The 21,046-nt window shown below is 59.9% G+C and carries 16 protein-coding genes; 1 reads left to right on the top strand and 15 read right to left on the bottom strand.

Annotated features, from left to right (window positions below):
• Positions 1-2 precede the first annotated feature (2 nt).
• Both mfd and AS026_RS18655 read right to left on the bottom strand, forming a co-directional pair.
• Positions 3-3,509: a transcription-repair coupling factor gene (gene mfd, locus AS026_RS18660; RefSeq protein ID WP_062370963.1), complete on the bottom strand. Its 3,507-nt coding sequence runs from the start codon at positions 3,507-3,509 to the stop codon at positions 3-5.
• A complete protein-coding gene (locus AS026_RS18655) occupies positions 3,509-3,823 on the bottom strand; it encodes an FAD assembly factor SdhE (RefSeq protein WP_062370960.1) in 315 nt (104 codons plus the stop codon). The genes mfd and AS026_RS18655 overlap by 1 nt, the downstream gene beginning before the upstream one ends.
• A gap of 92 nt (positions 3,824-3,915) precedes the next feature.
• On the opposite strand from AS026_RS18655, the gene recG reads away from it, so the two are divergent.
• Positions 3,916-6,021, top strand: coding sequence for an ATP-dependent DNA helicase RecG (gene recG / locus AS026_RS18650; RefSeq protein ID WP_062370958.1), 2,106 nt, complete (start codon positions 3,916-3,918; stop codon positions 6,019-6,021).
• A 33-nt stretch (positions 6,022-6,054) separates the two neighbouring features.
• Here the strand turns inward: recG and AS026_RS18645 are convergent, their stop codons facing one another.
• From AS026_RS18645 to AS026_RS18585, 13 genes are all read right to left on the bottom strand, one after another.
• Positions 6,055-6,540 (bottom strand): GNAT family N-acetyltransferase, encoded by a 486-nt coding sequence (locus AS026_RS18645; protein ID WP_062371024.1) that lies wholly within the window; start codon positions 6,538-6,540, stop codon positions 6,055-6,057.
• Between the two features lie 89 nt (positions 6,541-6,629).
• Complete coding sequence (locus tag AS026_RS18640; RefSeq protein ID WP_018855025.1) at positions 6,630-7,334, bottom strand: DUF502 domain-containing protein; 705 nt, start codon at positions 7,332-7,334, stop codon at positions 6,630-6,632.
• A 120-nt stretch (positions 7,335-7,454) separates the two neighbouring features.
• On the bottom strand, positions 7,455-9,281 hold the full coding sequence (gene glmS / locus AS026_RS18635; RefSeq protein ID WP_062370956.1) for a glutamine--fructose-6-phosphate transaminase (isomerizing): 1,827 nt from the start codon (positions 9,279-9,281) through the stop codon (positions 7,455-7,457).
• 104 nt (positions 9,282-9,385) lie between these two features.
• Positions 9,386-10,747, bottom strand: coding sequence for a bifunctional UDP-N-acetylglucosamine diphosphorylase/glucosamine-1-phosphate N-acetyltransferase GlmU (gene glmU, locus AS026_RS18630; protein WP_062370953.1), 1,362 nt, complete (start codon positions 10,745-10,747; stop codon positions 9,386-9,388).
• 82 nt (positions 10,748-10,829) lie between these two features.
• Complete coding sequence (locus AS026_RS18625; protein WP_025660978.1) at positions 10,830-11,582, bottom strand: FadR/GntR family transcriptional regulator; 753 nt, start codon at positions 11,580-11,582, stop codon at positions 10,830-10,832.
• A gap of 15 nt (positions 11,583-11,597) precedes the next feature.
• Entirely contained in the window at positions 11,598-12,566 is a 969-nt protein-coding gene (gene yjfF, locus AS026_RS18620) for a galactofuranose ABC transporter, permease protein YjfF (protein ID WP_062370951.1), read from the bottom strand.
• Positions 12,563-13,582: an ABC transporter permease gene (locus AS026_RS18615; protein WP_062370950.1), complete on the bottom strand. Its 1,020-nt coding sequence runs from the start codon at positions 13,580-13,582 to the stop codon at positions 12,563-12,565. The genes yjfF and AS026_RS18615 overlap by 4 nt, the downstream gene beginning before the upstream one ends.
• Positions 13,579-15,102: a galactofuranose ABC transporter, ATP-binding protein YtfR gene (gene ytfR, locus AS026_RS18610; protein WP_062370948.1), complete on the bottom strand. Its 1,524-nt coding sequence runs from the start codon at positions 15,100-15,102 to the stop codon at positions 13,579-13,581. The genes AS026_RS18615 and ytfR overlap by 4 nt, the downstream gene beginning before the upstream one ends.
• Before the next feature lie 123 nt (positions 15,103-15,225).
• Entirely contained in the window at positions 15,226-16,188 is a 963-nt protein-coding gene (gene ytfQ, locus AS026_RS18605) for a galactofuranose ABC transporter, galactofuranose-binding protein YtfQ (protein WP_062370946.1), read from the bottom strand.
• Positions 16,189-16,336: 148 nt separating this feature from the next.
• Positions 16,337-17,410, bottom strand: coding sequence for a BMP family ABC transporter substrate-binding protein (locus tag AS026_RS18600; protein WP_018855017.1), 1,074 nt, complete (start codon positions 17,408-17,410; stop codon positions 16,337-16,339).
• A gap of 50 nt (positions 17,411-17,460) precedes the next feature.
• Positions 17,461-18,381 (bottom strand): ABC transporter permease, encoded by a 921-nt coding sequence (locus AS026_RS18595; protein ID WP_018855016.1) that lies wholly within the window; start codon positions 18,379-18,381, stop codon positions 17,461-17,463.
• Positions 18,378-19,463: an ABC transporter permease gene (locus tag AS026_RS18590; protein WP_025660975.1), complete on the bottom strand. Its 1,086-nt coding sequence runs from the start codon at positions 19,461-19,463 to the stop codon at positions 18,378-18,380. Before AS026_RS18590 ends, AS026_RS18595 begins: the two co-directional genes overlap by 4 nt.
• On the bottom strand, positions 19,453-21,027 hold the full coding sequence (locus AS026_RS18585; protein ID WP_062370944.1) for an ABC transporter ATP-binding protein: 1,575 nt from the start codon (positions 21,025-21,027) through the stop codon (positions 19,453-19,455). The genes AS026_RS18590 and AS026_RS18585 overlap by 11 nt, the downstream gene beginning before the upstream one ends.
• Between the last annotated feature and the right edge of the window lie 19 nt (positions 21,028-21,046).

Genomic DNA, 21,046 nt, shown 5'->3' with positions numbered 1-21,046 from the left:
CCTTACCCCTTCGCCATTTCCGCAAGCTGCGTCATGATAACGGCTGCGCCCTGCAGCCGCTTTTCCGGCGTCGGCAGATCGCGTGTGAGGAAGACGCTCTGGTCCGGCCGAATCTTTGCCATGGTCCCCTGCTTGGCGATGTAGCCAACCAGGTTCGCTGGATGCGGAAACTCCTTATTGCGGAACTGGATGACCACCCCCTTGGGACCTGCATCCAGCTTCTCCACGTTGGCGACCCGGCAGAGCGATTTCACATACACGATCTTTAGAAGGTGCTGGACCTCGATCGGCATGGGGCCGAAGCGATCGATCATTTCTGCGCCGAAGGCATCGATTTCCTTCAGTTCCGTGATCTCGCCGAGGCGGCGATAGAGTGCCATGCGCAGATGCAGGTCCGGCACGTAACCGTCGGGGATCATCACCGACGTGCCCACAGAGATCTGCGGCGACCAGCCGGTATCCTGGATTTCGTCGACGCCCTTCACCTCGGCCACCGCCTCTTCCAGCATCTGTTGGTAGAGCTCGAAGCCGACCTCCTTAATGTGGCCGGACTGCTCTTCGCCGAGCAGGTTTCCTGCGCCGCGGATGTCGAGATCGTGGCTGGCCAACTGGAAGCCGGCGCCGAGCGTGTCGAGCGACTGCAGCACCTTGAGGCGCCGTTCCGCCGTCGCGGTCAGCACCTTGTTGACCGGTAGCGTGAAGAGCGCAAAGGCGCGCACCTTCGAACGTCCGACGCGACCACGCAGCTGGTAAAGCTGCGCCAGGCCGAACATGTCGGCGCGGTGCACGATCAGCGTATTGGCCGTTGGCACGTCGAGACCCGATTCCACGATCGTCGTCGACAACAGCACGTCATAGCGGCCCTCGTAGAAGGCGTTCATGATGTCCTCAAGCTCGCCGGCGGGCATCTGGCCGTGCGCGACCGCGACCTTCAGCTCCGGTACATCCGACCGCAGGAAGGCATGCACATCCTCCAGATCGGCAAGCCGCGGGCAGACATAGAAGCTTTGGCCACCGCGATAGTGCTCGCGCATCAGCGTTTCGCGGATGACAAGCGAATCGAAGGGCGAAATGAAGGTGCGAACCGCCATGCGGTCGACCGGCGGCGTCGTGATCAGCGACAGCTCGCGCACCCCAGTCATCGCGAGCTGCAGCGTGCGCGGGATCGGCGTCGCCGAGAGCGTCAGCACATGGACATCGCTTTTCAGTTCCTTCAAGCGTTCCTTGTGCTTGACGCCGAAATGCTGCTCTTCGTCGATGATCAGCAGCCCGAGATTGGCAAACTTGATCCCGGCACCAAGAAGCGCATGGGTGCCGACGACGATATCCGTCTTGCCCTCTGCTACTTCCTTCTTCGTTAACGCCAATTCCTTCGACCCGACGAGGCGTGAGGCTTGCTGGATGCGAACCGGCAGGCCGCGGAACCGCTCGGCGAAGGTCTTGAAGTGCTGGCGCGCTAGCAGAGTGGTCGGCACGACGACGGCAACCTGTATGCCGTTCATCGCCGCAACGAAGGCAGCACGAAGCGCCACCTCAGTCTTGCCGAAACCGACGTCGCCGCAAACGAGGCGATCCATCGGCCGACCGGCTCCAAGGTCGGAGCGCACAGCCTCGATGGCATTATCCTGATCCTCCGTCTCGTCGTAAGGGAAGCGAGCGGCAAACTCGTCGTAAAGCCCTTCCGGCGTCGTTAGCACGGGCGCATGCCGCGTCAGTCGCTCAGCTGCGATACGGATCAGCGCATCCGCCATATCGAGCAGCCGCTTCTTGAGCTTGGCCTTGCGCATCTGCCATGCGCCGCCGCCGAGCTTGTCGAGTTGCGCTTCCGTCCCCTCTCCGCCATAGCGCGACAGAAGGTCGATGTTCTCGACCGGCAGGAACAGCTTCGCGTCGTCTGCGTATTGCAGTTCGAGGCAGGCATGCGGTGCGCCCGCCGCTTCGATCGTTCTCAGGCCGACAAACCGACCGATACCGTGCTGTGCGTGGACGACGACCGAACCTTCGTCGAGCCCGGCAACTTCGGAGATGAAATCGGCGGCGCGCTTGCGTCGCTTCGAACGCCGCACCATGCGGTCGCCGAGAATGTCCTGTTCGCCGATGACGACGAGATTGCCGACTTCAAATCCCGATTCGAGGCTGAGCACGCCGGCAGCCGCCTCGCCTTTGGCAAGGCCATCCATCTCCTTCAGCGCGCCGACCGGCTTCACGCGCTCGAGCCCGTGTTCGCTCAGCACCTGCAGCAGACGCTCCAGCGAACCTTCCGTCCAGGCGGAAATCAGAACCTTCGCGCCAGCCGAGCGCTTGTCGGCAATATGCTTCACGACAGCGTCGAACACATTGATCCGCTCGGCATTGCCGCCACCCTCGGCATTCGAGCGTGCCCAGCGCTCGCCTTGCCGCGCGTCGAGATTGATCACACGCCGCGCCTCTCCCTCATGCTCGTTAAAGGGCGAGATTCGCATCGCGTTGAACGCGTCGAGCGTGCTGGCGAACGTCTTTCCGTCCAGGTAGAGTTGGCTGGGCGTCACGGGCTTGTAGGGTGTCCCTTGCGCCATCTGTCCCTTGCTGGGCTGCCCGGAACTGAGGCGGGCGTCATAGTAGTCGAAGACGAGCTTGGACCGTTCCTCGGCGGCCTGGCGCACAGTATGATCGGTGACCATCCGGAAGTCTTTGAGATAGTCGAATACCGTCTCCAGCTTCTCGTAGAAAAGCGGCAGCCAATGCTCCATGCCTGGGTAGCGTCGGCCCTCCGATATGGCGAGATAAAGCGCATCGTCGCGTGTCGCCGCGCCGAAGGAAGAGAGGTAATTCTTCCGGAAACGGCTGATCGTATCGGGCGTCAGTGTGACCTCGCTCATCGGGTTGAGGTCGAGGGAGCGCACCTGCCCTGTGGTGCGCTGACTTGCCGGGTCAAAGCTTCGGATGCTTTCCAGCGTGTCGCCGAAGAAATCGAGGCGAACAGGCTCCTCGGAGCCCGGCACGAAGACGTCGAGAATACCGCCGCGCACCGCATATTCGCCGACCTCGCGAACCGTTGCGACGCGGTCGAAGCCGTTGCGTTCAAGGCGCCCGGCAACATCGTCCATGCGCACCGTATTTCCGGGGCGAGCTGAGAAGGCAAGGCTTTCGATAATCTCTTGTGGGGCGACTTTCTGCAGCATTGCATTGACTGTCACCAGCACGATCGCGGCATGTGGCTTCTTGTGATGCGCGATCAGGCCGCCCAGCGCCGCGAGACGGCGTGCCGACGTATCGGCGCTCGGGGAAACGCGGTCGTAAGGAAGGCAGTCCCAGGCCGGCAAGGTCAGAACCGGGATCTCCGGCACAACGAAGCCCAGCATCTGTTCAAGGTCCACCATCCGCTGGCCGTCGGAAAGCACGTAAGCGACCGGCTCTCCGGCGCGCGCCAGATCGGCCAGCAACAAAGCTTCCATACCTGTCGGCACATTGCCGATTGTCAGCGGCTCGGCGACGGCTGACAGCTTCCTTACGTCAAAACCTGAGGTCATTAGGCATTCCTGGGCAGGGCGTCGGCTGGATATTCGAAATCGGGCTTGTAAGCGGCAAGGCGCGCAAACATCGGCGACTGGAAACGCTCAGGCACCGGCCATGTTCCCATGATCCAGCGCACGAGATCGTTGTCCTCTTCGGCCATGATGGTTTCGAACTCGTCGAGTTCGGTATCGGACAGGGTGGCGATCTCCTTCTCGGCGAACTGCCCGAAGACCAGATCCATTTCGCGGATGCCGCGATGCCAGCAGCGAAAGAGGATTCGGCGGCGGCGCGGATCAAGATCGGCGCTCGAGAGTGACACACCCGTCATGGCTTTACCTTCCTGTTGATGCGCCTCTATAGACCCTCGAAAGCAGCTTGTCAGCCTTGCCAAGGCCGCATTGTTCATCGCATTTTGCGGCCATGCGCCCAGCCATTCTCGATCCGCTGTTTTCGCCCGTTTCCGCCCTGCCCGGCGTCGGCCCAAAGATCGCCGAATTGCTGGTGAAGCTGCTTGGGCGCGAGACGCCCGAAGATACGCGCGTCGTCGATCTGCTGTTTCATGCGCCGCACTCGCTGATCGACCGTCGAAACCAACCGGGTATCGCCCGCGCCCCGCAAGGTGCAATCGTCACCGTCACGGCGCGGGTCGATCGTCACCAGGCGCCGCCGCGCGGCAAGAGCAACATTCCGTATCGCGTCACGCTGCACGACGAAACCGGCGAACTGACCCTTGTCTTCTTTCGCGGCCAGGCGGCTTGGCTGGAAAAGCAGCTGCCGTTGGACAAGGAGGTAACCGTCAGCGGCAAGATCGACTGGTTCAACGGTCGCGCGTCGATGGTCCATCCCGACTACATTGTGAAGGCCAGCGAAGCCGAGAACCTGCCCCTCGTCGAGCCGATCTATCCGCTCACAGCTGGTCTTTCGCCGAAGACATTGCGCAAGATCATCGAAGCGGCGCTGCCGCGCGCGCCGGAACTGCCGGAATGGATCGACTTCGCTCTTGCGCAGAAGCAGGGTCTGCCCTCGATATCAGACGCTTTCCATGGACTACACGAACCGCGCGATCCCTCGGATATCGATGCGCAAGCCCCTGCCCGCCGCCGGCTCGCCTATGACGAATTTCTCGCGGGCCAACTATCGCTGAGCCTCGTTCGCCAACGATTGCGCAAGCTTGCCGGCCAGCCCGTACACGCCACCGGTCAAGTCAGCAGGCAGATCCTGCAGGCTCTGCCGTTTTCGCCGACGAACAGCCAGAATGCGGCGGTCGCCGACATCCTGAAGGATATGGCCGGCGAGGACCGCATGCTCCGCCTTCTTCAAGGCGACGTTGGCTCCGGTAAGACCCTGGTTGCCCTCATGTCGATGGCAGCCGTGATTGAAAGTGGCGGTCAGGCCGTCCTCATGGCGCCGACGGAAATTCTAGCCCGCCAGCACCATGCGACGATCTTCAAATTTGCCGCTTCCGCAGGCCTCGGAATCGAGGTTCTTACCGGCCGCACCAAGGGCCGCGAACGTGAGGATATTCTCGAGAGGATCGCATCCGGAGAGGCGCAGATCGTCATCGGCACCCACGCCCTCTTCCAGGACAGCGTCAACTACCGCAACCTCATGTTGGCTGTCGTCGACGAGCAGCACCGCTTCGGCGTCCACCAGCGCCTGCGGCTGACGGCGAAGGGCATCACACCTCATATGCTCGTCATGACCGCGACGCCGATACCGCGCACACTGGTGTTGGCTGCCTTCGGCGACATGGACGTCTCCAAGCTGACGGAGAAGCCGGCCGGACGGAAGCCGATCCAGACGATCACAGTGCCGACCGAACGTATCGGCGAGATCGTCGGGCGCCTTAAGAGCGCCTTGGCGGAGGGCAAGAAGGCTTATTGGATATGCCCGCTTGTAGAGGAGTCCGAGGAGAGCGACCTGATGTCGGTCGAGGAGCGTCATGCAACGCTCGTTTCGTCGCTCGGCGGCGCCATCGGCCTGATCCACGGCCGCATGAGCGGCCCGGAGAAGGATGCCGTAATGATGGCGTTCAAGAACAGCGAAATCCGCCTCCTAGTCGCAACAACAGTGGTGGAAGTCGGCGTCGATGTTCCCGATGCGACGATCATGGTGATCGAGCATGCCGAGCGCTTCGGCTTGGCGCAGCTTCACCAGCTTCGCGGACGCGTAGGGCGCGGTGACGAGGCTTCGACCTGCATCCTGCTCTACAAGGGGCCACTGGGCGAAGCTGGTCATGCGCGCCTGTCGATCATGCGTGAAACGGAAGACGGATTTCGCATCGCTGAGGAAGACCTGAAACTGCGCGGCGAAGGCGAATTGCTCGGCACGCGCCAGTCGGGAACCCCAGGCTTTCGCATCGCGAGCCTCGAGGCACATGCCGACCTACTGGAAATCGCCCGCCGCGATGCGGCCTACCTGATCGAGCACGACCCCGATCTCACCAGCGAGCGTGGCAAGGCAGTACGCTCCCTGCTCTACCTTTTCCGCCGCGACGAGGCGATCCGCTTCCTGCATGCAGGGTGAGCCGAGCCCGGCCCACAGCGCGCCGAAGCCGTCTTACAGCGTCCGGAACATCACGAGAGCGTCAACGTAGCCTTTTGTCGGGTGCTCGAAGGCGCCGGGCAAGCGGCCGACCGTCTCAAAGCCCAATGTTTCCCAGAGACGAACGGCGCGTTCGTTGACGCTGACGACGAAGTTGAACTGCATCGCCCGGAAACCACGCTCGCGGGCGCGGACGAGCGAGTGCTCGTGCATCTGTCGCGCTACGCCCTTGCCCGCCGCGGCAGCAGCGGTCATGTAGCCACAATTGCAGACATGTGCACCACCGCCCGCCTGGTTGGCGCGGAGGTAATAAGTACCGAGGATCTCGCCACTTTCGTCTTCGGCGACGAAGGTCTCTTTGTCCGGCCCCAGCCAGTAAGTGAGGGCATCGGTCTGGCTCATGTCGCGATCGAGCGTGTAGGTCTCCCCCGCGCGGATCGTCGGCTCGATGATGGTCCATATGGAGGAACGGTCTTCCGCGGTGGCTGGTCTGATAAGCATTGCGTATGTCATCCTTCAACCGCCATCGCATGGCAACATGGCGGAACCAACAGACGTGATCTCGCGTACGGGCCAAGCACGAGCGGAAGTTACATTTCGATCGGCGCCGGCAGCGGCTTGCGTGTCCGCTCCTGTTTTTTCATGCGCCCGGCAAGCTCTTCGGGCGTGACGAGACCACCGGAGATTAGGAGCTTCGCCGCGTCCTCCGGTGACATGTCGAGCGGCACAATCTTTTCGCGCGGCGTGAAGATCAGAAATCCGGCCGTCGGCACCGGGGTCGGCGGCAGGAACACGCAGACCATGTCCTGACCCATCGCCTTGAACTTTGTCGCGATCTCGCCTTTGGCATCCGTCGAAATGAAAACGAGCGCCCAGAGGCCGGGGCTGGGATATTCGATGAGGCCGACCTTCTTGAAGGAGTTCGTCTTGTCCTTCAGCACCGTCTCGAAAATCTGCTTCACGCTCTGATAGATGCTCCGCACCAGCGGCACGCGTCGAACAAGCGATTCGCTGAACTGAACGATGCTCTGGCCGATGAGGTTCTTGCCGAGGAATCCGATAAGCGTGATCGCGACGAGTGCTATCAGCAGGCCGGACCCTGGCACCGCAAAGTTAAGGTAGTTATCCGGGTCATAGCGCGCCGGTAGGTAGGGTTTGACCCAGCTATCCGCCCACCGCACGACCGACCACGTCAGCCAAAGCGTAATCGCGACCGGCGCACAAATAATCAGTCCCGCCAGGAAGTCGTTCCTAAGGCGAGTGGCTATAGGCAATCGGGGCAGTTTTTCCTTCATCGCGTACTGATAACTCCGTTGAGCAGGCCGGCTATCAGAAATCAGCTCCCCCGTGCTTTCCTATCAGAAAGCTGCCAGAAACTACCAAGCCATACAAGCCTCCTGGAGGCGAACAAGCGGTCACTCCACCGTGACCGACTTCGCCAGATTGCGCGGCTGATCGACGTCCGTGCCCATGAAAACGGCCGTATGATAGGCAAGCAGCTGGATCGGCAGGGAGAAGATCATCGGCGCGATGATCTCGTTGACATCGGGAAGCGCGATCGTCGCCATAGTCGGCAACTTCGATGCCGCCGCGCCCGCCTCGTCGGTTATGAAGATGATGCGTCCGCCGCGTGCGGCAACTTCCTGCATATTCGAGACAGTCTTGTCGAAGAAGCGGTCAAACGGCGCAATCACGATAACAGGCATGTTTTCGTCGATCAGCGCAATCGGTCCGTGCTTGAGTTCGCCTGCGGCGTAACCTTCGGCATGGATATAGGAGATTTCCTTGAGCTTAAGCGCCCCTTCCATCGCAAGCGGGAAGCTCGTGCCGCGACCGAGATAGAGGACATCCCGGCATTTCGAAAGTTCGCGCGACAGGCTCTCCATCTGCGGCTGGACGAGGTTCAGCACGCGGCTCATGATGCGCGGCATTTCGGCGAGATGGCGGACCAGCTCCCTTTCCTGCTCTGCGCCGATCGTTCCCCTCGCCTTGCCTGCGCCGAGTGCGAGCGCGGCAAGGACGGCCAACTGGCAGGTGAAGGCTTTGGTCGAGGCAACGCCGATCTCCGGGCCTGCCATGATTGGGAAGACTGCATCCGACTCACGGGCAATGGTCGATTCCTTGACGTTGACCACTGCGCCAATCTTCAGCCCGCTCTCCCTGCAGTAACGAAGCGACGCCAGCGTGTCCGCCGTCTCGCCTGACTGCGAGATGAAAAGCGCAGCCTGCGAAGGCGACAGAGGCATCTCGCGATAACGAAACTCGGAGGCGACGTCGATCTCGACGGGCAGACGGGCGTAACGCTCGAACCAGTATTTGCCTACAAGCCCCGCGAGATATGCGGTTCCGCACGCGGAGATCGCCAGGCTGGTGGTAGCCTTGAAATCGATCGCATTGATGCTGTCGCTGATCGTGTTGCTGGAAAAGTCTACGTAGTGGCTGAGGGCATGCGAGATGACCTCGGGCTGCTCATAGATTTCCTTTTCCATGAAGTGGCGGTGATTGCCCTTGTCCACCACATAGGCGGTCGTCTGTGATATCTGACGGGCGCGCTTTACCTCGTTACCTGCGAAGTCGAGGATTGTCGCGCCGTTTCGCGTAAGCACGGCCCAATCGCCATCGACGAGATAGGTGATCTCGTTGGTGAAGGGGGAAAGCGCAATCGCATCGGAGCCGAGGAACATTTCGCCGGAGCCATAACCCACGGCAAGCGGCGGGCCGGACCGTGCCGCCATGAGCGTGCCCGGATCGCTTTGGAGCATGATCGCAAGAGCATATGCGCCTGTTACCCGGTTCAGCATCTTTAGCATCGCGGCGCGCGGCTCGAGGCCGTCACGGAGATACTTCGCCATAAGATGGGCGACGACTTCCGTGTCGGTCTGCGTCCCGAAGACGGCCCCTTCAGCGATCAGCTCTTCACGCAGTTCGGAGAAGTTCTCGATGATGCCGTTATGGACGACCGCGACGCCCTCGACGAAATGCGGGTGAGCGTTGGTCTCGTTGGGAATGCCATGCGTAGCCCAGCGCGTGTGCGCAATGCCGATCGTTCCCGGCAGAGGGTCACCGTCCAGGCGCTTCTCGAGATTGAAGAGTTTACCCTCGGCGCGACGACGAGCCATCTCGCCGTTATGTATCGTCGCAACGCCCGCAGAGTCATAGCCGCGGTACTCGAGCCGCTTCAACGCATCCACGAGACGCCCCGCAACCGGGCTGCTGCCAACGATTCCAACAATACCGCACATAAACACCCCCAAAGCCTTCTGTTCAGAGGCCACTCGTAACGATTTTGTCTTTTTTCTCAATGGCCTCGGCGGTCACTTTCGGTTTCCACGCGTTACGCGGAAGCCTATGGTTTGGCCTTCTTTGCAGCCTTAATCGCGAATGCGCGTTCGCGGAGCACGGCAGCCCTGCCCGGCTTCAGCTCCTGGTGCGCCCGGCCAAGGGCCAACGCATCGGCAGGAACATCCGCAGTGATGACACTGCCAGCGGCTATGTAGGCACTGTCGCCAATGCTGACGGGCGCCACAAGCGAGGAGTTTGATCCAATAAAGGTGTTCGCGCCGATCAGCGTCTGATGTTTGTTTACGCCATCATAGTTGCAGGTGATCGTGCCTGCACCGATATTCGCGCCAGCTCCGACCTTCGCGTCGCCGATGTAGGTCAGGTGATTGACCTTGGCGCCCTCACCGATCTTCCCATTCTTGACTTCGCAGAAGTTGCCGACTTTCGAGCCGTTGGCGAGGTCGGCGCCGGGCCGCAAGCGGGCGAAGGGACCAACGATTGCGCCGGCACTGACATGCGCGCCTTCGATATGTGAGAAGGCATGAATGATTGCGCCGCCGTCGATCGTCGCGCCGGGACCGAATACCACATTCGGCTCGATCAGCGCGTCCTGCCCGATGGTTGTATCGTAGGAAAGAAACACAGTCTCCGGCGCGATCATCGTCACGCCTGATATCATCATCTCGTCGCGTCGGCGTTCTTGCCAGAGCCGCTCAATCACGGCGAGCTCCGCGCGATTGTTGCAGCCAGTCATCTCAATTTCAGGAGCATCGACAGCCGCAACGCGGCCCCCAATGGAGTGAGCGATTTCCACCAAGTCGGTCAGATAGTATTCGCCCTTGGCATTGGCGTTGCCGATGCGAGACAGGAGCTCGAGCGCCTTACGGCCGTTGATCGCCATCAGGCCGCTGTTGCACCATTTCACGGCACGCTCGGCATCGGCGGCATCTCGTTCCTCACGGATGGCGATCAGTTCGCTGTCCTTGACGAGCAGCCGGCCGTAGCCGGTCGGCTTGTCGGTGTGGAAACCGATGACTACGACATCGCTGCCCTCGGCAAGGCCCTGACGTGCTGCCTTGAGTGGCCCTTCGGTCTGCAACGGCACGTCGCCGTAGGTCACGATGATATCGTCATATCCGCGAGCAATAGCGTCGTGCGCTGCCAACACCGCATGACCGGTGCCGAGCCGCTCCTTCTGCAGATAGGTCTCGATTTTGACACCTTCGACCTGGGCCGCCATCGCCACTTCGTCGGCATCACGCCCAACGACCAGCGCGACCGATGAGATGTCGCTTTTTGCCACGGCATCCACGACATGGGCGATCATCGGGCGGTTCGCGATTGGATGCAGCACTTTCGATTTCGACGACTTCATTCGCGTGCTGTCACCCGCAGCGAGAATGATGGCGAGGCAAGTGCGTTCCATGATGTGCTCCGAGAATCCGTTATTTGCGGCCTTTGCTGCCTCATAGCAGCAAGACAAAGGCAGGACAAAGATCAAAAATGGGTCAGGCGGATTCCCTGCTCATCGCCGCATAGGCCTCGCGGACGTGATCCCGGCCGTCGACAATCACGGCCTCCATCGCTTTTCGAGCGCCATCGATGTCGCCGGCAACGATCGCCTCCACGATGCGCATATGCGTGTCCGCAATATCTGAGAAGCCGTTCTGCGAGGGGGGCGTACTGATACGAAACATCCCAACCAACGCAGCTTCGATCAAGCTCCCTAGTGTTCGCATGAACGGGTTGTGAGAGGCATCGGCGATGGCGAGGTGGAAATGCAGATCGGCCAAGGCGAGGCTTTCGCTGGTATGACCCGGGGCTGCCATCTCCGTCGCTAGCGCGCGCAGATTTTCAATATCCTCCTTGCTCGCCCGCTCCGCTACGAGACCGGCGGCAAATGGCTCGAAGGCCATCCGAATGTCGTAAAGCTGCAACAGGAATTCTTCCGTCACGCCACAGTCGAAATGCCAAGCTATGATCTCGCTGTCGAACATGTTCCAGAAGTTTTTCTTCGTCACGCGTGTTCCGACACGGGCCTTGGCGATGATCATGCCTTTTGCGGCAAGCGTCTTCATCGTTTCCCGAAGGACCGTCCGCGAGACCTTGAAGTGTTGCGCGAGTTCGGCATCGCCCGGCAGAATGCTTCCGACAGGATAGGTTCCGGCAACAATCGCCCTGCCAAGGCCATCCACGACCTGGGCGTGGCTCGTTCGCGATTTGCGCGCTGTTCTTCCGGTCTCAAGCAATCTGTTACGCAACGAATACCTCCGCGTTCAGGCATACCTCTTATTCATACTGGAAAGGAAGAGAATAACCTTCTGCATTAGAATAAATGCAAAAAGCAATAGGCCGATCAAGATCTTCGTCCACCAGCTCGACAGCGTCCCGTCGAAGGTGATGTAGGTCTGAATGAGGCCTTGTATCAGGATACCGATGAAGGTACCCGCTACGAATCCCGCCCCTCCGGTCAACAGCGTCCCCCCAATGACAACTGCTGCGATCGCATCCAGCTCAACGCCGACTGCTGCCAGAGAATAACCGGCTGACGTATAGAGCGAAAAAACGATTCCGGATAGGCCAGCAAGAAAGCCGGATAATGCGTAGATCTGTATCGTGGTACGGCCCACGGGGACGCCCATGAGTTGCGCTGTTTGCGAACCGCCGCCTAGTGCGTAGACATTGGTCCCGAAGCGGGTGCGGTGCGCCAGGAATATGCCGCCGACAAAGACCAGAAGCATGATGCCGCCGATCAGCGTCAAACGCCCCCCACCTGGCAGCTTGTAATAGAGGCTCGTCAACGTGGTGTAATAGTCGTGATTGATCGGAATGCTGTCGATCGACAGAACGAAAGCCATGCCACGCGCAAGAAACATGCCTGCGAGCGTCACGATAAAGGCCGGCATTTCCAGATAGTGAATGATAGCACCCATTACGGCGCCGAACACGGTCGTGATGATCAGGACCAATGCGAACGCGACGAGCGGATGGATGGTCGTGTTCTGGAGGACGACTGCCAGGAACACACCGGTAAACGCAATGACAGAGCCAATCGACAGGTCGATGCCGCCGGAGATAATGACAAAGGTCATGCCGACTGCTGCAATCCCGAGAAAGGCGTTGTCGGTCAAAAGATTGCCGATTACGCGGGTCGACAGAATATTGGGATACTGCAGCGTGCAGATCGCATAAGAGAGAACGAAGATCACGACCGTTGCCAGAAGCGGCAGATATTTCGAGTTCATTGAACCTGCCCTTCCGTGACGCGGCTCGATCGCCGGCTCAGGACCACGGCGGCCGATTGGACCGCAGGCGACTGAATGACGAGGATCACGATGACGATCACCGCCTTGATGATCAGGTTGAACTCAGGCGGGAAGCCCGAGAGCAGAATGCCAGTATTGACCGCCTGAATGATCATTGCACCGATCAGAGAACCCAGAATGCTGAAACGCCCTCCAAGCAACGAGTTGCCTCCGACCACGACCGCCAGGATCGCGTCGAGTTCCAGCCAGAGACCGGCATTGTTCGCATCTGCGCCCTTGATATCGGCTGCGACAATAATCCCGGCAATCGAGGCGCAAAGGCCGCTCAACATATAAACGGCCATCAGCAGCACAGGCGTGCGCACACCCGACAACGTGCTTGCACGTCGATTGATACCGGTTGCTTCAATCAGCATGCCAAGCGCTGTGCGTCTCACGAGGAGGATCACCAAGGCCCCCATGACCAGCCAGATGATAACGGGCATGGGTAGGAAAGCAAATGCGCCGCTGCCGAGTGCGATCAGCCCTTCATCGTTGAAGGTCATGATTACACCCTCGGTGACGAGCTGCGCGATCCCGCGTCCAGCGACCATCAGCACAAGCGTGGCGATGATCGGCTGGATGTTGAGCAACGCGACCAGGAATCCGTTCCATACACCGCAAAGCAGTCCGACGCCGATCGTTACCAGCAGCGTCGAAGCAAGCGAATGGCCGGACACGATGGATGATGCGGCAACCGCGCCGCAGATCGCGATCACGGCACCGACCGAGAGGTCAATCCCCTTCGTAGCAATCACGAGGGTCATGCCGATTGCCAACAAAGCGACCGGCGCGCCGCGGTTCAGTACGTCGATCAGGCTGCCGTAAAGCCGGCCATTCTGAACAACAACATTAAAAAACTGCGGGAACATAATGAAATTCAATAGGAGAATGACCACAAGCGCGATAATTTGCGGCGCTAGCCGGGTCAACAAGGCATTGAGTGACGACTTCATGCGTCCTCCGTCTCTTTCTGGGCTGCGGCGATGGCGTCGACGATGCGCGCGGTGCTGACATTGTCACCTGTCAGCTCAGCGACATGTTCGCGGTCACGAAGCACCAAAATACGTGAGCTATAGGCAATAAGCTCTTCCAATTCCGAAGAAATCACGATCAGCGACATGCCATTCGCGCACAGATCTTCGATCAAGCGGATGATCTCGGCATGCGCTCCGACGTCGATGCCGCGGGTCGGCTCGTCGAGAATGAGAAAGTCGGGATTGGTGGCCAACCAGCGTGCAAGGATCGCTTTCTGCTGATTGCCGCCTGACAGCAGACGGATGGGCTTTTCCCTGTCCGTCGTACGGATGTCGAGTGCGCTGATGTAGCGGTCGGCCAAGGCGTTCTGATCGGCGCGAGAAATCGGTCGGGCCCAGCCTCTACGCGCCTGCAGCGCCAACGCAATGTTCTCGCGAATGGACAGGTCGCCGATGATCCCGTCCGTCTTGCGATCCTCCGGACAAAAGCCGAAGCCGTTGCGGATCGCAGCACGCGGGTTCGACAAACTAACCTGCCTACCGTCGACCTTAGCGGTTCCGCTGTCGGCATGCTCGATCCCGAACAGCAATTCGGCGGTCTCCGTGCGTCCCGATCCGAGCAAGCCGGCAACGCCCACCACCTCGCCGACACGGACCTCGAGATCGAACGGCTTCACCTTGCCGCGCTTGCCATAACCCTCGAAGCTGTATTTCACGGGACCGGCAGCAACGGAGTGCGCCCGGGCGGTGGCCTCGGCCTTTGCCAGTTCATGGCCGAGCATCATTGATATCAGGCTCTGGCGAGACAGCTCGGATGTCTCACGGGTGCCGACGAGCTTTCCGTTTCGAAGGACCGTGATGCGGTCACTGACCTCGTAAACCTGTTCGAGAAAATGTGTAATGAAGACAATGCCAAGGCCGCGGTCTTTCAAGTCACGCATGATGCGAAAGAGCATCGCGACTTCTTGCGTGTCGAGGCTTGCGGTTGGCTCGTCGAGGATGAGAACTTTGCCGGATAAATCGACAGCCCGCGCGATCGCCACGACCTGCTGCACGGCGACCGAAAACCGATCGAGTTGGGCGGTCACATCGATGTCCATCCCATACTGATCAAGCAGCGCCCGCGCCTGTCGGTTCATCGCACGCACATCGATCATGCCGAAACGCTTCGGCTGGCGGCCGAGATAGAGGTTCTCAGCGACGCTCAGATTGGAGAGGAGATTGACCTCCTGATAGACAGTCCCGATGCCCAGTTTCTGAGCCGCGAGCGTATCGGACGGATTGATTTCAGCGCCGTCGAGAACGAGCCGGCCTTGGTCGCGGTGGTAGGCACCGGTGATGCATTTGATCAGCGTCGACTTTCCTGCGCCGTTTTCGCCGAGAAGCGCATGCACCTCGCCCTTACGCAGCGAGAAGTCGACCTTATCGAGCGCAATGGCACCCGGGAAGAATTTCGAAATACCGGAAGCGGCTAGAACGGTCTCAAAATCGTGAATCATGAGTGCGGCTTTTCCTGATATAGACCTTGCGGTGCCGCGGCATTGAAGGACATGAGGTCCTGATTGGCAGGCGGCAGTTCCGCACCGGTCCATGATGGACCGGTGCGGTTCCAGCGTCAAAAATCAGTAGCCGAGGTTCTTCTTCGACTCGTAGACCTTCGTCGGGTCGTCAGCCGGCGTGTAGAGCTTGGATTCCGTCTGGATCCACTTCGCCGGAGCCTTCTTGTCCTTCAGGTATGCGTCGAGGACGTCGAATGCGGGACCAGCCATGTTCGGCGTGAGTTCCACGGTCGCATTTGCTTCGCCGGCTGCCATAGCCTTGAAGATATCAGGCACGGCGTCGATCGAGACGACCAGAATGTCCTTGCCCGGCTTCAGACCGGCTTCCTTGATCGCCTGGATGCCGCCCACGGCCATGTCGTCGTTGTGAGCATAGAGGGCGCAGATATCCTTGCCGCCGTTTTCGGCCTTCAGGAAGCTTTCCATGACTTCCTTGCCCTTGGTGCGGGTGAAGTCACCGGTCTGGCTGCGAGCGATCTTGAAGTTTGCCTTGCCGGCGATGGCTTCTTCGAAGCCCTTCTTACGAGCGATGGCGGGGGAAGAGCCGGTCGTTCCCTGGAGTTCGACGATCTTGCAAGCCTTGTCGCCGACGGTCTTTACCAGCCAGTCGCCGGCAACCTTGCCCTCATGAACCTGATCCGAAGTGACAGCGGTCAGGTAGAGGTCTTCAGGCGCCTTGATCGTCCGGTCGAGCAGGATTACGGGGATTTCAGCTTCCTTTGCTTCCTTCAGAACAGCGTCCCAGCCGGTCTCGACGACGGGCGCCAGGAAGATAGCGTTGACGCCCTGGGCGATGAAGGAGCGGATCGCCTTGATCTGGTTTTCCTGCTTCTGCTGAGCGTCAGCAAATTTCAGGTCAACGCCACGCTTCTTGGCTTCTTCCTTCGTGACGGTGGTTTCAGCAGCGCGCCAACCCGATTCAGAACCGATCTGCGAAAAGCCGACGACCAGATCCGCAGCCGATGCAGAACCGAACATGCAGGCAGCCAGAATCGTAGCACTCAAGAGTGCAGTCTTCAATTTCATTATGTCCTCCCAAAGCCGCCTCCACGCGGCACACCGAGAAAAAATCATATAGTATTACTTTTGTAAATGCACTTTCTGGTATGCGGTGCAAATAAAAAAAGGCGCTCAAAACGAGCGCCTTTTCGCACGTGCTAATTGCCTGACGAAATCACTTGGGCAGCTTGTCGTCGACGCCTTCGACGTAGAAGTTCATGCCGAGCAGCGTGCCGTCGTCAGCCTTTTCGCCAGCCTTCAGCCACGGGGTGCCGTCCTGCTTGTTGATCGGGCCGGTGAAGGGGTGAAGCTCGCCCGACTTGATCTTGGCTTCGGTATCCTGAGCCATCTTCTTCACGTCGTCAGGCATGTTGGTGTAGTCGGCCATCTTGAGGATGCCGTCTTTCAGGCCGTCCCAGCTCTGCTCGGACTTCCAGGTGCCGTCGAGCAGCGCGTGAACGCGCTTGGAGTAGTAGTTACCCCAGGTGTCGACGATTGCCGTCAGCTGAGCCTTCGGGCCGGCTGCGATCATGTCGGAGGCTTGGCCGAACGCATGAATGCCGCGTTCCTCGGCAACCTGCATCGGAGCAGTGGTATCCGTGTGCTGCGTCAACACGTCGACGCCCTGGTCGACCATGGCCTTTGCTGCATCGGCTTCCTTGCCCGGGTCGAACCAGGTGTTCACCCAGATGACCTTCAGCTTGAAGTCCGGATCGATGGAGCGGGCACCCTGTTCGAAGGCGTTGATGCCCATGACCACTTCCGGGATCGGGAATGAGGCGATGTAAGCAGCACCGTGGTTCTTCGACGTCTTGGCTGCGATCTGGCCGAGGATGTAGCGCCCTTCGTAGAAGCGCGAGTTATAGGTCGCGAGGTTCGGGCCGGACTTATAGCCGGTCCCGTGTTCGAACTTCACGTTCGGGAACTTTGCGGCGACCTTCACGGTGGCATCCATAAAGCCGAAGGACGTCGTGAAGATCAGCTTGCAGCCCGAACGCGCCAGACGCTCGATCGCACGCTCGGCGTCGGGGCCTTCCGGTACGTTTTCGAGGTAAGGCGTGTCGATCTTATCGCCGAATTCCTTCTGGATCTGCTGGCGACCGAGATCGTGAGCCTGGGAATAACCACCGTCCGTGTGTGACCCAACGTAGACGAAGCAGACCTTGGTCTTGTCAGCGGCCTGCGCGGACGAACCCACGCTCAGGACCGCAGCAGCTGATGCGGCAAATGCAAATGCGAGTTTTTTCATGATAACCCCTTTTAGTTTGTAATTTCCGGAAGCGCGTCTCATTCTTCTGTTTAGCGCTCCGGCACGAACGGTTTTCCCAGCGACGCAGGCGTGTTGATCAACGTCGTACGGCGATTATGAGAAATGATGACAAGGACCACAATAGTGGCAGCATAAGGGAGCATCGACAGAAATTGGGCCGGAATTCCAACGCCAAAAGCCTGTGCATGAAGCTGCAGGATCGTGACCGCGCCGAAGAGGTAGCCACCGGCAAAAACCCGCCATGGACGCCAGGATGCGAAGACGACGAGGGCGAGTGTGATCCAGCCACGGCCGGAAGACATGTTCTCCACCCATTGCGGCGTATAAACGAGGGAAAGCTGCGCTCCGGCGAGCCCCGCGCAGGCACCACCGAACATCACGGCGAGGTAGCGCGTGCGGATGACCCTGATGCCGAGAGCGTGCGCTGAACCGTGACTGTCGCCGATCGCGCGCAGCTTCAGGCCGGTGCGGCTGCGGAACAGGAACCAGCTCACGCCGAAGAGCAAAGCCAGCGACAGGTAGAATGTCAGATCCTGCCTGAACAGGACGGATCCGATGAGCGGAATGTCAGAGAGGTAAGGAATGACGATCGGCGCGAGGCGAACGCCCGGTACGCCAACATAGCCCTCACCCAGCATTCCCGACACCCCAAGGCCGAGGATCGTCAACGCCAGGCCAGTCGCCACCTGGTTTGCGACCAGCGTGAGGGTAAGGAAACCGAACAGCAGTGAAAACAGTGCGCCGGCGACGATGCCGCCCAGCAGCCCGATATAGGGAGACCCCGAAATCTGAGCGCTGGCGAAGGCCGCGACGGCCCCCATGATCATCATGCCCTCGACGCCGAGGTTTAGAACACCGGATCGTTCGGCGACGAGTTCGCCCAAGGCTGCAATAACGAGAGGTGTGGACGCTGTGATGACGGTCAGCAGAATAGCTTCGAAGATGCTCACGCGACGCCTCCCCGGACCCGCAACCAGACGATACGGATCTTGTAGTAGATGAGCGTGTCGCAGGAGAGCACGAAGAAGAGCAGCAAGCCCTGGAAGACGCGGGTGACCTTGTCGGATACGCCGAGCGAAAGCTGCGCCGCCTCGCCGCCGAGGTAAGTCAGCGCGAGCACAAGGCCGGATGCGATGATGCCGAGTGGGTTCAGGCGTCCGAGAAACGCGACAATGATCGCCGTGAAGCCGTAGCCTGGAGAAATCGCAGGCTGCAGGTGTCCGATCGATCCCGATACTTCGGAGATGCCGGCAAGTCCTGCAAGTGCCCCCGAGAACAGAAAGCTGAACCAGATCATCTTCTTGGACGAAAAGCCGGCGAAGCGCCCTGCCCGCTCGGACTGGCCGAGCACCACGATCTCGAATCCTCTCAGCGTGTATTTCAGCATGAACCAGACGAGAAGCGCTGCGACAATCGCGAACACGAATGCCCAATGGGCGCGGCCGGACTCTTCCCAGATCGCCGGCAGTGTGGCTTCGGGTGGAAACGGCACGCTTTCGGGAAAGTTGAAGCCTTGCGGATTGCGCCAGGCGCCGCGGATCAGCCAATCCAGAAACAGCTGCGCAATATAGACAAGCATTAGGCTCGTCAGGATTTCGTTGGTATTGAAATGCGCCTTCAGCAGCGCTGGAATGGCCGCAAACAACGCACCGCCGATCGCACCCATGACAAGCATCAAGGGCAGCACGAGAGGCGAGTGCCATTCTGTAAACACGATCGGCAGGATCGAGCCAGTAATCGCGCCGATCGTAAATTGACCCTCGGCGCCGATATTCCAGTTATTGGAACGATAGCAGACCGCCAACCCGACGCCGATCATGATCAGGGGCGCTGCCTTAACGGCAAGCTCATGCAGCGACCAGACTTCCAGCAAGGGTTCGAGGAAGAAGGCATCCAGCGCTTCGACGGGGTTCTTGCCCAAAATGGCGAACATGATCCCGCCGGCAATCAGCGTCAGCACCAATGCCAGTAACGGTGAGACGAAACCATAGAGCTTCGACGCTTGCGGCCGCTTCTCGAGCTCAATGCGCATTGGCCGTCTCCGACGCGGTCTTGCCTTCGTGCAGGCCGCCCATCAGAAGGCCAATCTTCTCTCGAGACAGTTCTCCCGCCGGGAAGGGTTGCGAAAGTCGCCCCTCAGAAATCACGGCAATCTCCGTTGCGACTTCAAATATTTCGTCAAGATCCTGGCTGATGACGACGACTGCCGAGCCGTTGCGCGCCAGATCGACGAGGGCCTGACGAATGCGACTCGCGGCTCCCGCGTCGACGCCCCACGTCGGCTGATTAACAACGAGAACCGCCGGTTGTCGGTCGAGTTCACGCCCAACGATGAACTTTTGCAGGTTTCCGCCAGAAAGCGATCCTGCCGCAGGGTCCTCTCCGCTCTTGCGCACGTCCATCGCGTCGGCAATCCGCTTTGTCGCGGACTTGACGGCACCGCGACGGATCACTTTGAGAAAAGAACAACCGAGGAAGGCCCTGCGGTCGGATTGGCTTCGCGCCAGCACAAGGTTGTCGGAAAGCTTCATGGCGGAGACGGCCGCATGGCCATGGCGTTCTTCCGGCACGAACCCGGCGCCAAGCAGACGCCGTGCCGTGATACCCTGGGTGCCCACCGCCTTCTTGCGGATGGTGATCGCATCCGGCGAGCTCACTGGATACTCTCCAGAGAGCGCATCGAAAAGTTCGCCCTGGCCGTTGCCGGCGACACCCGCAATCGCCAGGATCTCGCCCGACCGAACCGTCAGGGATACGTCCTTGAGGGGCATGGCAAAGGGCGTGCGGGCGGAGACGGAAAGATTGCTGACGGAAAGCTGCACGTCGCCCTTGTTGCCCCGATCGGGATGAGTGACGGTTGCGACGTCGCTGCCAACCATCATGCGGGCAAGCGAGGCAGGCGTTTCCTGGCGTGGATCACAGGCGCCGGTGACGCTTCCGTTGCGCAACACGGTCGCCCGGTCGCAGATGCGCTGAACCTCCTCGAGCCGATGACTGATGTAGAGGACCGATTTGCCCTCCGCCTTCAGCTTGAAGAGTGTTTCGAAAAGCTTGTCGGCCTCCTGCGGCGTCAGCACCGAAGTCGGCTCATCGAGGATAATGAGTTTGGGGTTTTGCAGCAGCGCACGCACGATCTCGATGCGCTGGCGTTCGCCGACAGAAAGATCGGCGACGTGGGCATGAGGGTCGAGCGGCAATCCATAGGCGCGCGAGAGCGCCCTTGCTTCTTCCGCAATCCTGCCGATCGGAATGCTGTCATCAAGGGAAAGCGCGATGTTTTCAGCAACCGTCAACGCCTCGAAGAGCGAGAAGTGTTGAAAGACCATGCCGATGCCGAGCTTGCGGGCATCACCCGGCGAACCGATCGAAACCGGCTGGCCCTCCCACAGGATATGGCCCTCGGTCGGTTCGAGTACGCCGAACAGCATCTTGACGAGCGTCGATTTTCCGGCGCCGTTTTCACCAAGGAGAGCATGGATTTCGCCGTGGGCGATATCGAGGTCGATGTGGTTGCAGGCAGCAAAGCTGCCGAAGAGTTTCGTCAGTTGCTGGACAGACAATAACGCGCCGGAACCCGGCACATCAGATAACGACACGTTCCCCTCATTTCTCTCT

The organism is Rhizobium altiplani, from assembly GCF_001542405.1.
GTDB lineage: Bacteria > Pseudomonadota > Alphaproteobacteria > Rhizobiales > Rhizobiaceae > Rhizobium > Rhizobium altiplani.
Note: the sequence above shows the minus strand (reverse complement) of the source record. Positions and strands in the feature narration are given on the sequence as shown.

Coding starts and splice junctions, on each gene's coding strand:
- mfd (WP_062370963.1), bottom strand. CDS start 3,509: ATGACCTCAGGTTTTGACGTAAGGAAGCTGTCAGCCGTCGCCGAGCCG.
- AS026_RS18655 (WP_062370960.1), bottom strand. CDS start 3,823: ATGACGGGTGTGTCACTCTCGAGCGCCGATCTTGATCCGCGCCGCCGC.
- recG (WP_062370958.1), top strand. CDS start 3,916: ATGCGCCCAGCCATTCTCGATCCGCTGTTTTCGCCCGTTTCCGCCCTG.
- AS026_RS18645 (WP_062371024.1), bottom strand. CDS start 6,540: ATGCTTATCAGACCAGCCACCGCGGAAGACCGTTCCTCCATATGGACC.
- AS026_RS18640 (WP_018855025.1), bottom strand. CDS start 7,334: ATGAAGGAAAAACTGCCCCGATTGCCTATAGCCACTCGCCTTAGGAAC.
- glmS (WP_062370956.1), bottom strand. CDS start 9,281: ATGTGCGGTATTGTTGGAATCGTTGGCAGCAGCCCGGTTGCGGGGCGT.
- glmU (WP_062370953.1), bottom strand. CDS start 10,747: ATGGAACGCACTTGCCTCGCCATCATTCTCGCTGCGGGTGACAGCACG.
- yjfF (WP_062370951.1), bottom strand. CDS start 12,566: ATGAACTCGAAATATCTGCCGCTTCTGGCAACGGTCGTGATCTTCGTT.
- AS026_RS18615 (WP_062370950.1), bottom strand. CDS start 13,582: ATGAAGTCGTCACTCAATGCCTTGTTGACCCGGCTAGCGCCGCAAATT.
- ytfR (WP_062370948.1), bottom strand. CDS start 15,102: ATGATTCACGATTTTGAGACCGTTCTAGCCGCTTCCGGTATTTCGAAA.
- ytfQ (WP_062370946.1), bottom strand. CDS start 16,188: ATGAAATTGAAGACTGCACTCTTGAGTGCTACGATTCTGGCTGCCTGC.
- AS026_RS18600 (WP_018855017.1), bottom strand. CDS start 17,410: ATGAAAAAACTCGCATTTGCATTTGCCGCATCAGCTGCTGCGGTCCTG.
- AS026_RS18590 (WP_025660975.1), bottom strand. CDS start 19,463: ATGCGCATTGAGCTCGAGAAGCGGCCGCAAGCGTCGAAGCTCTATGGT.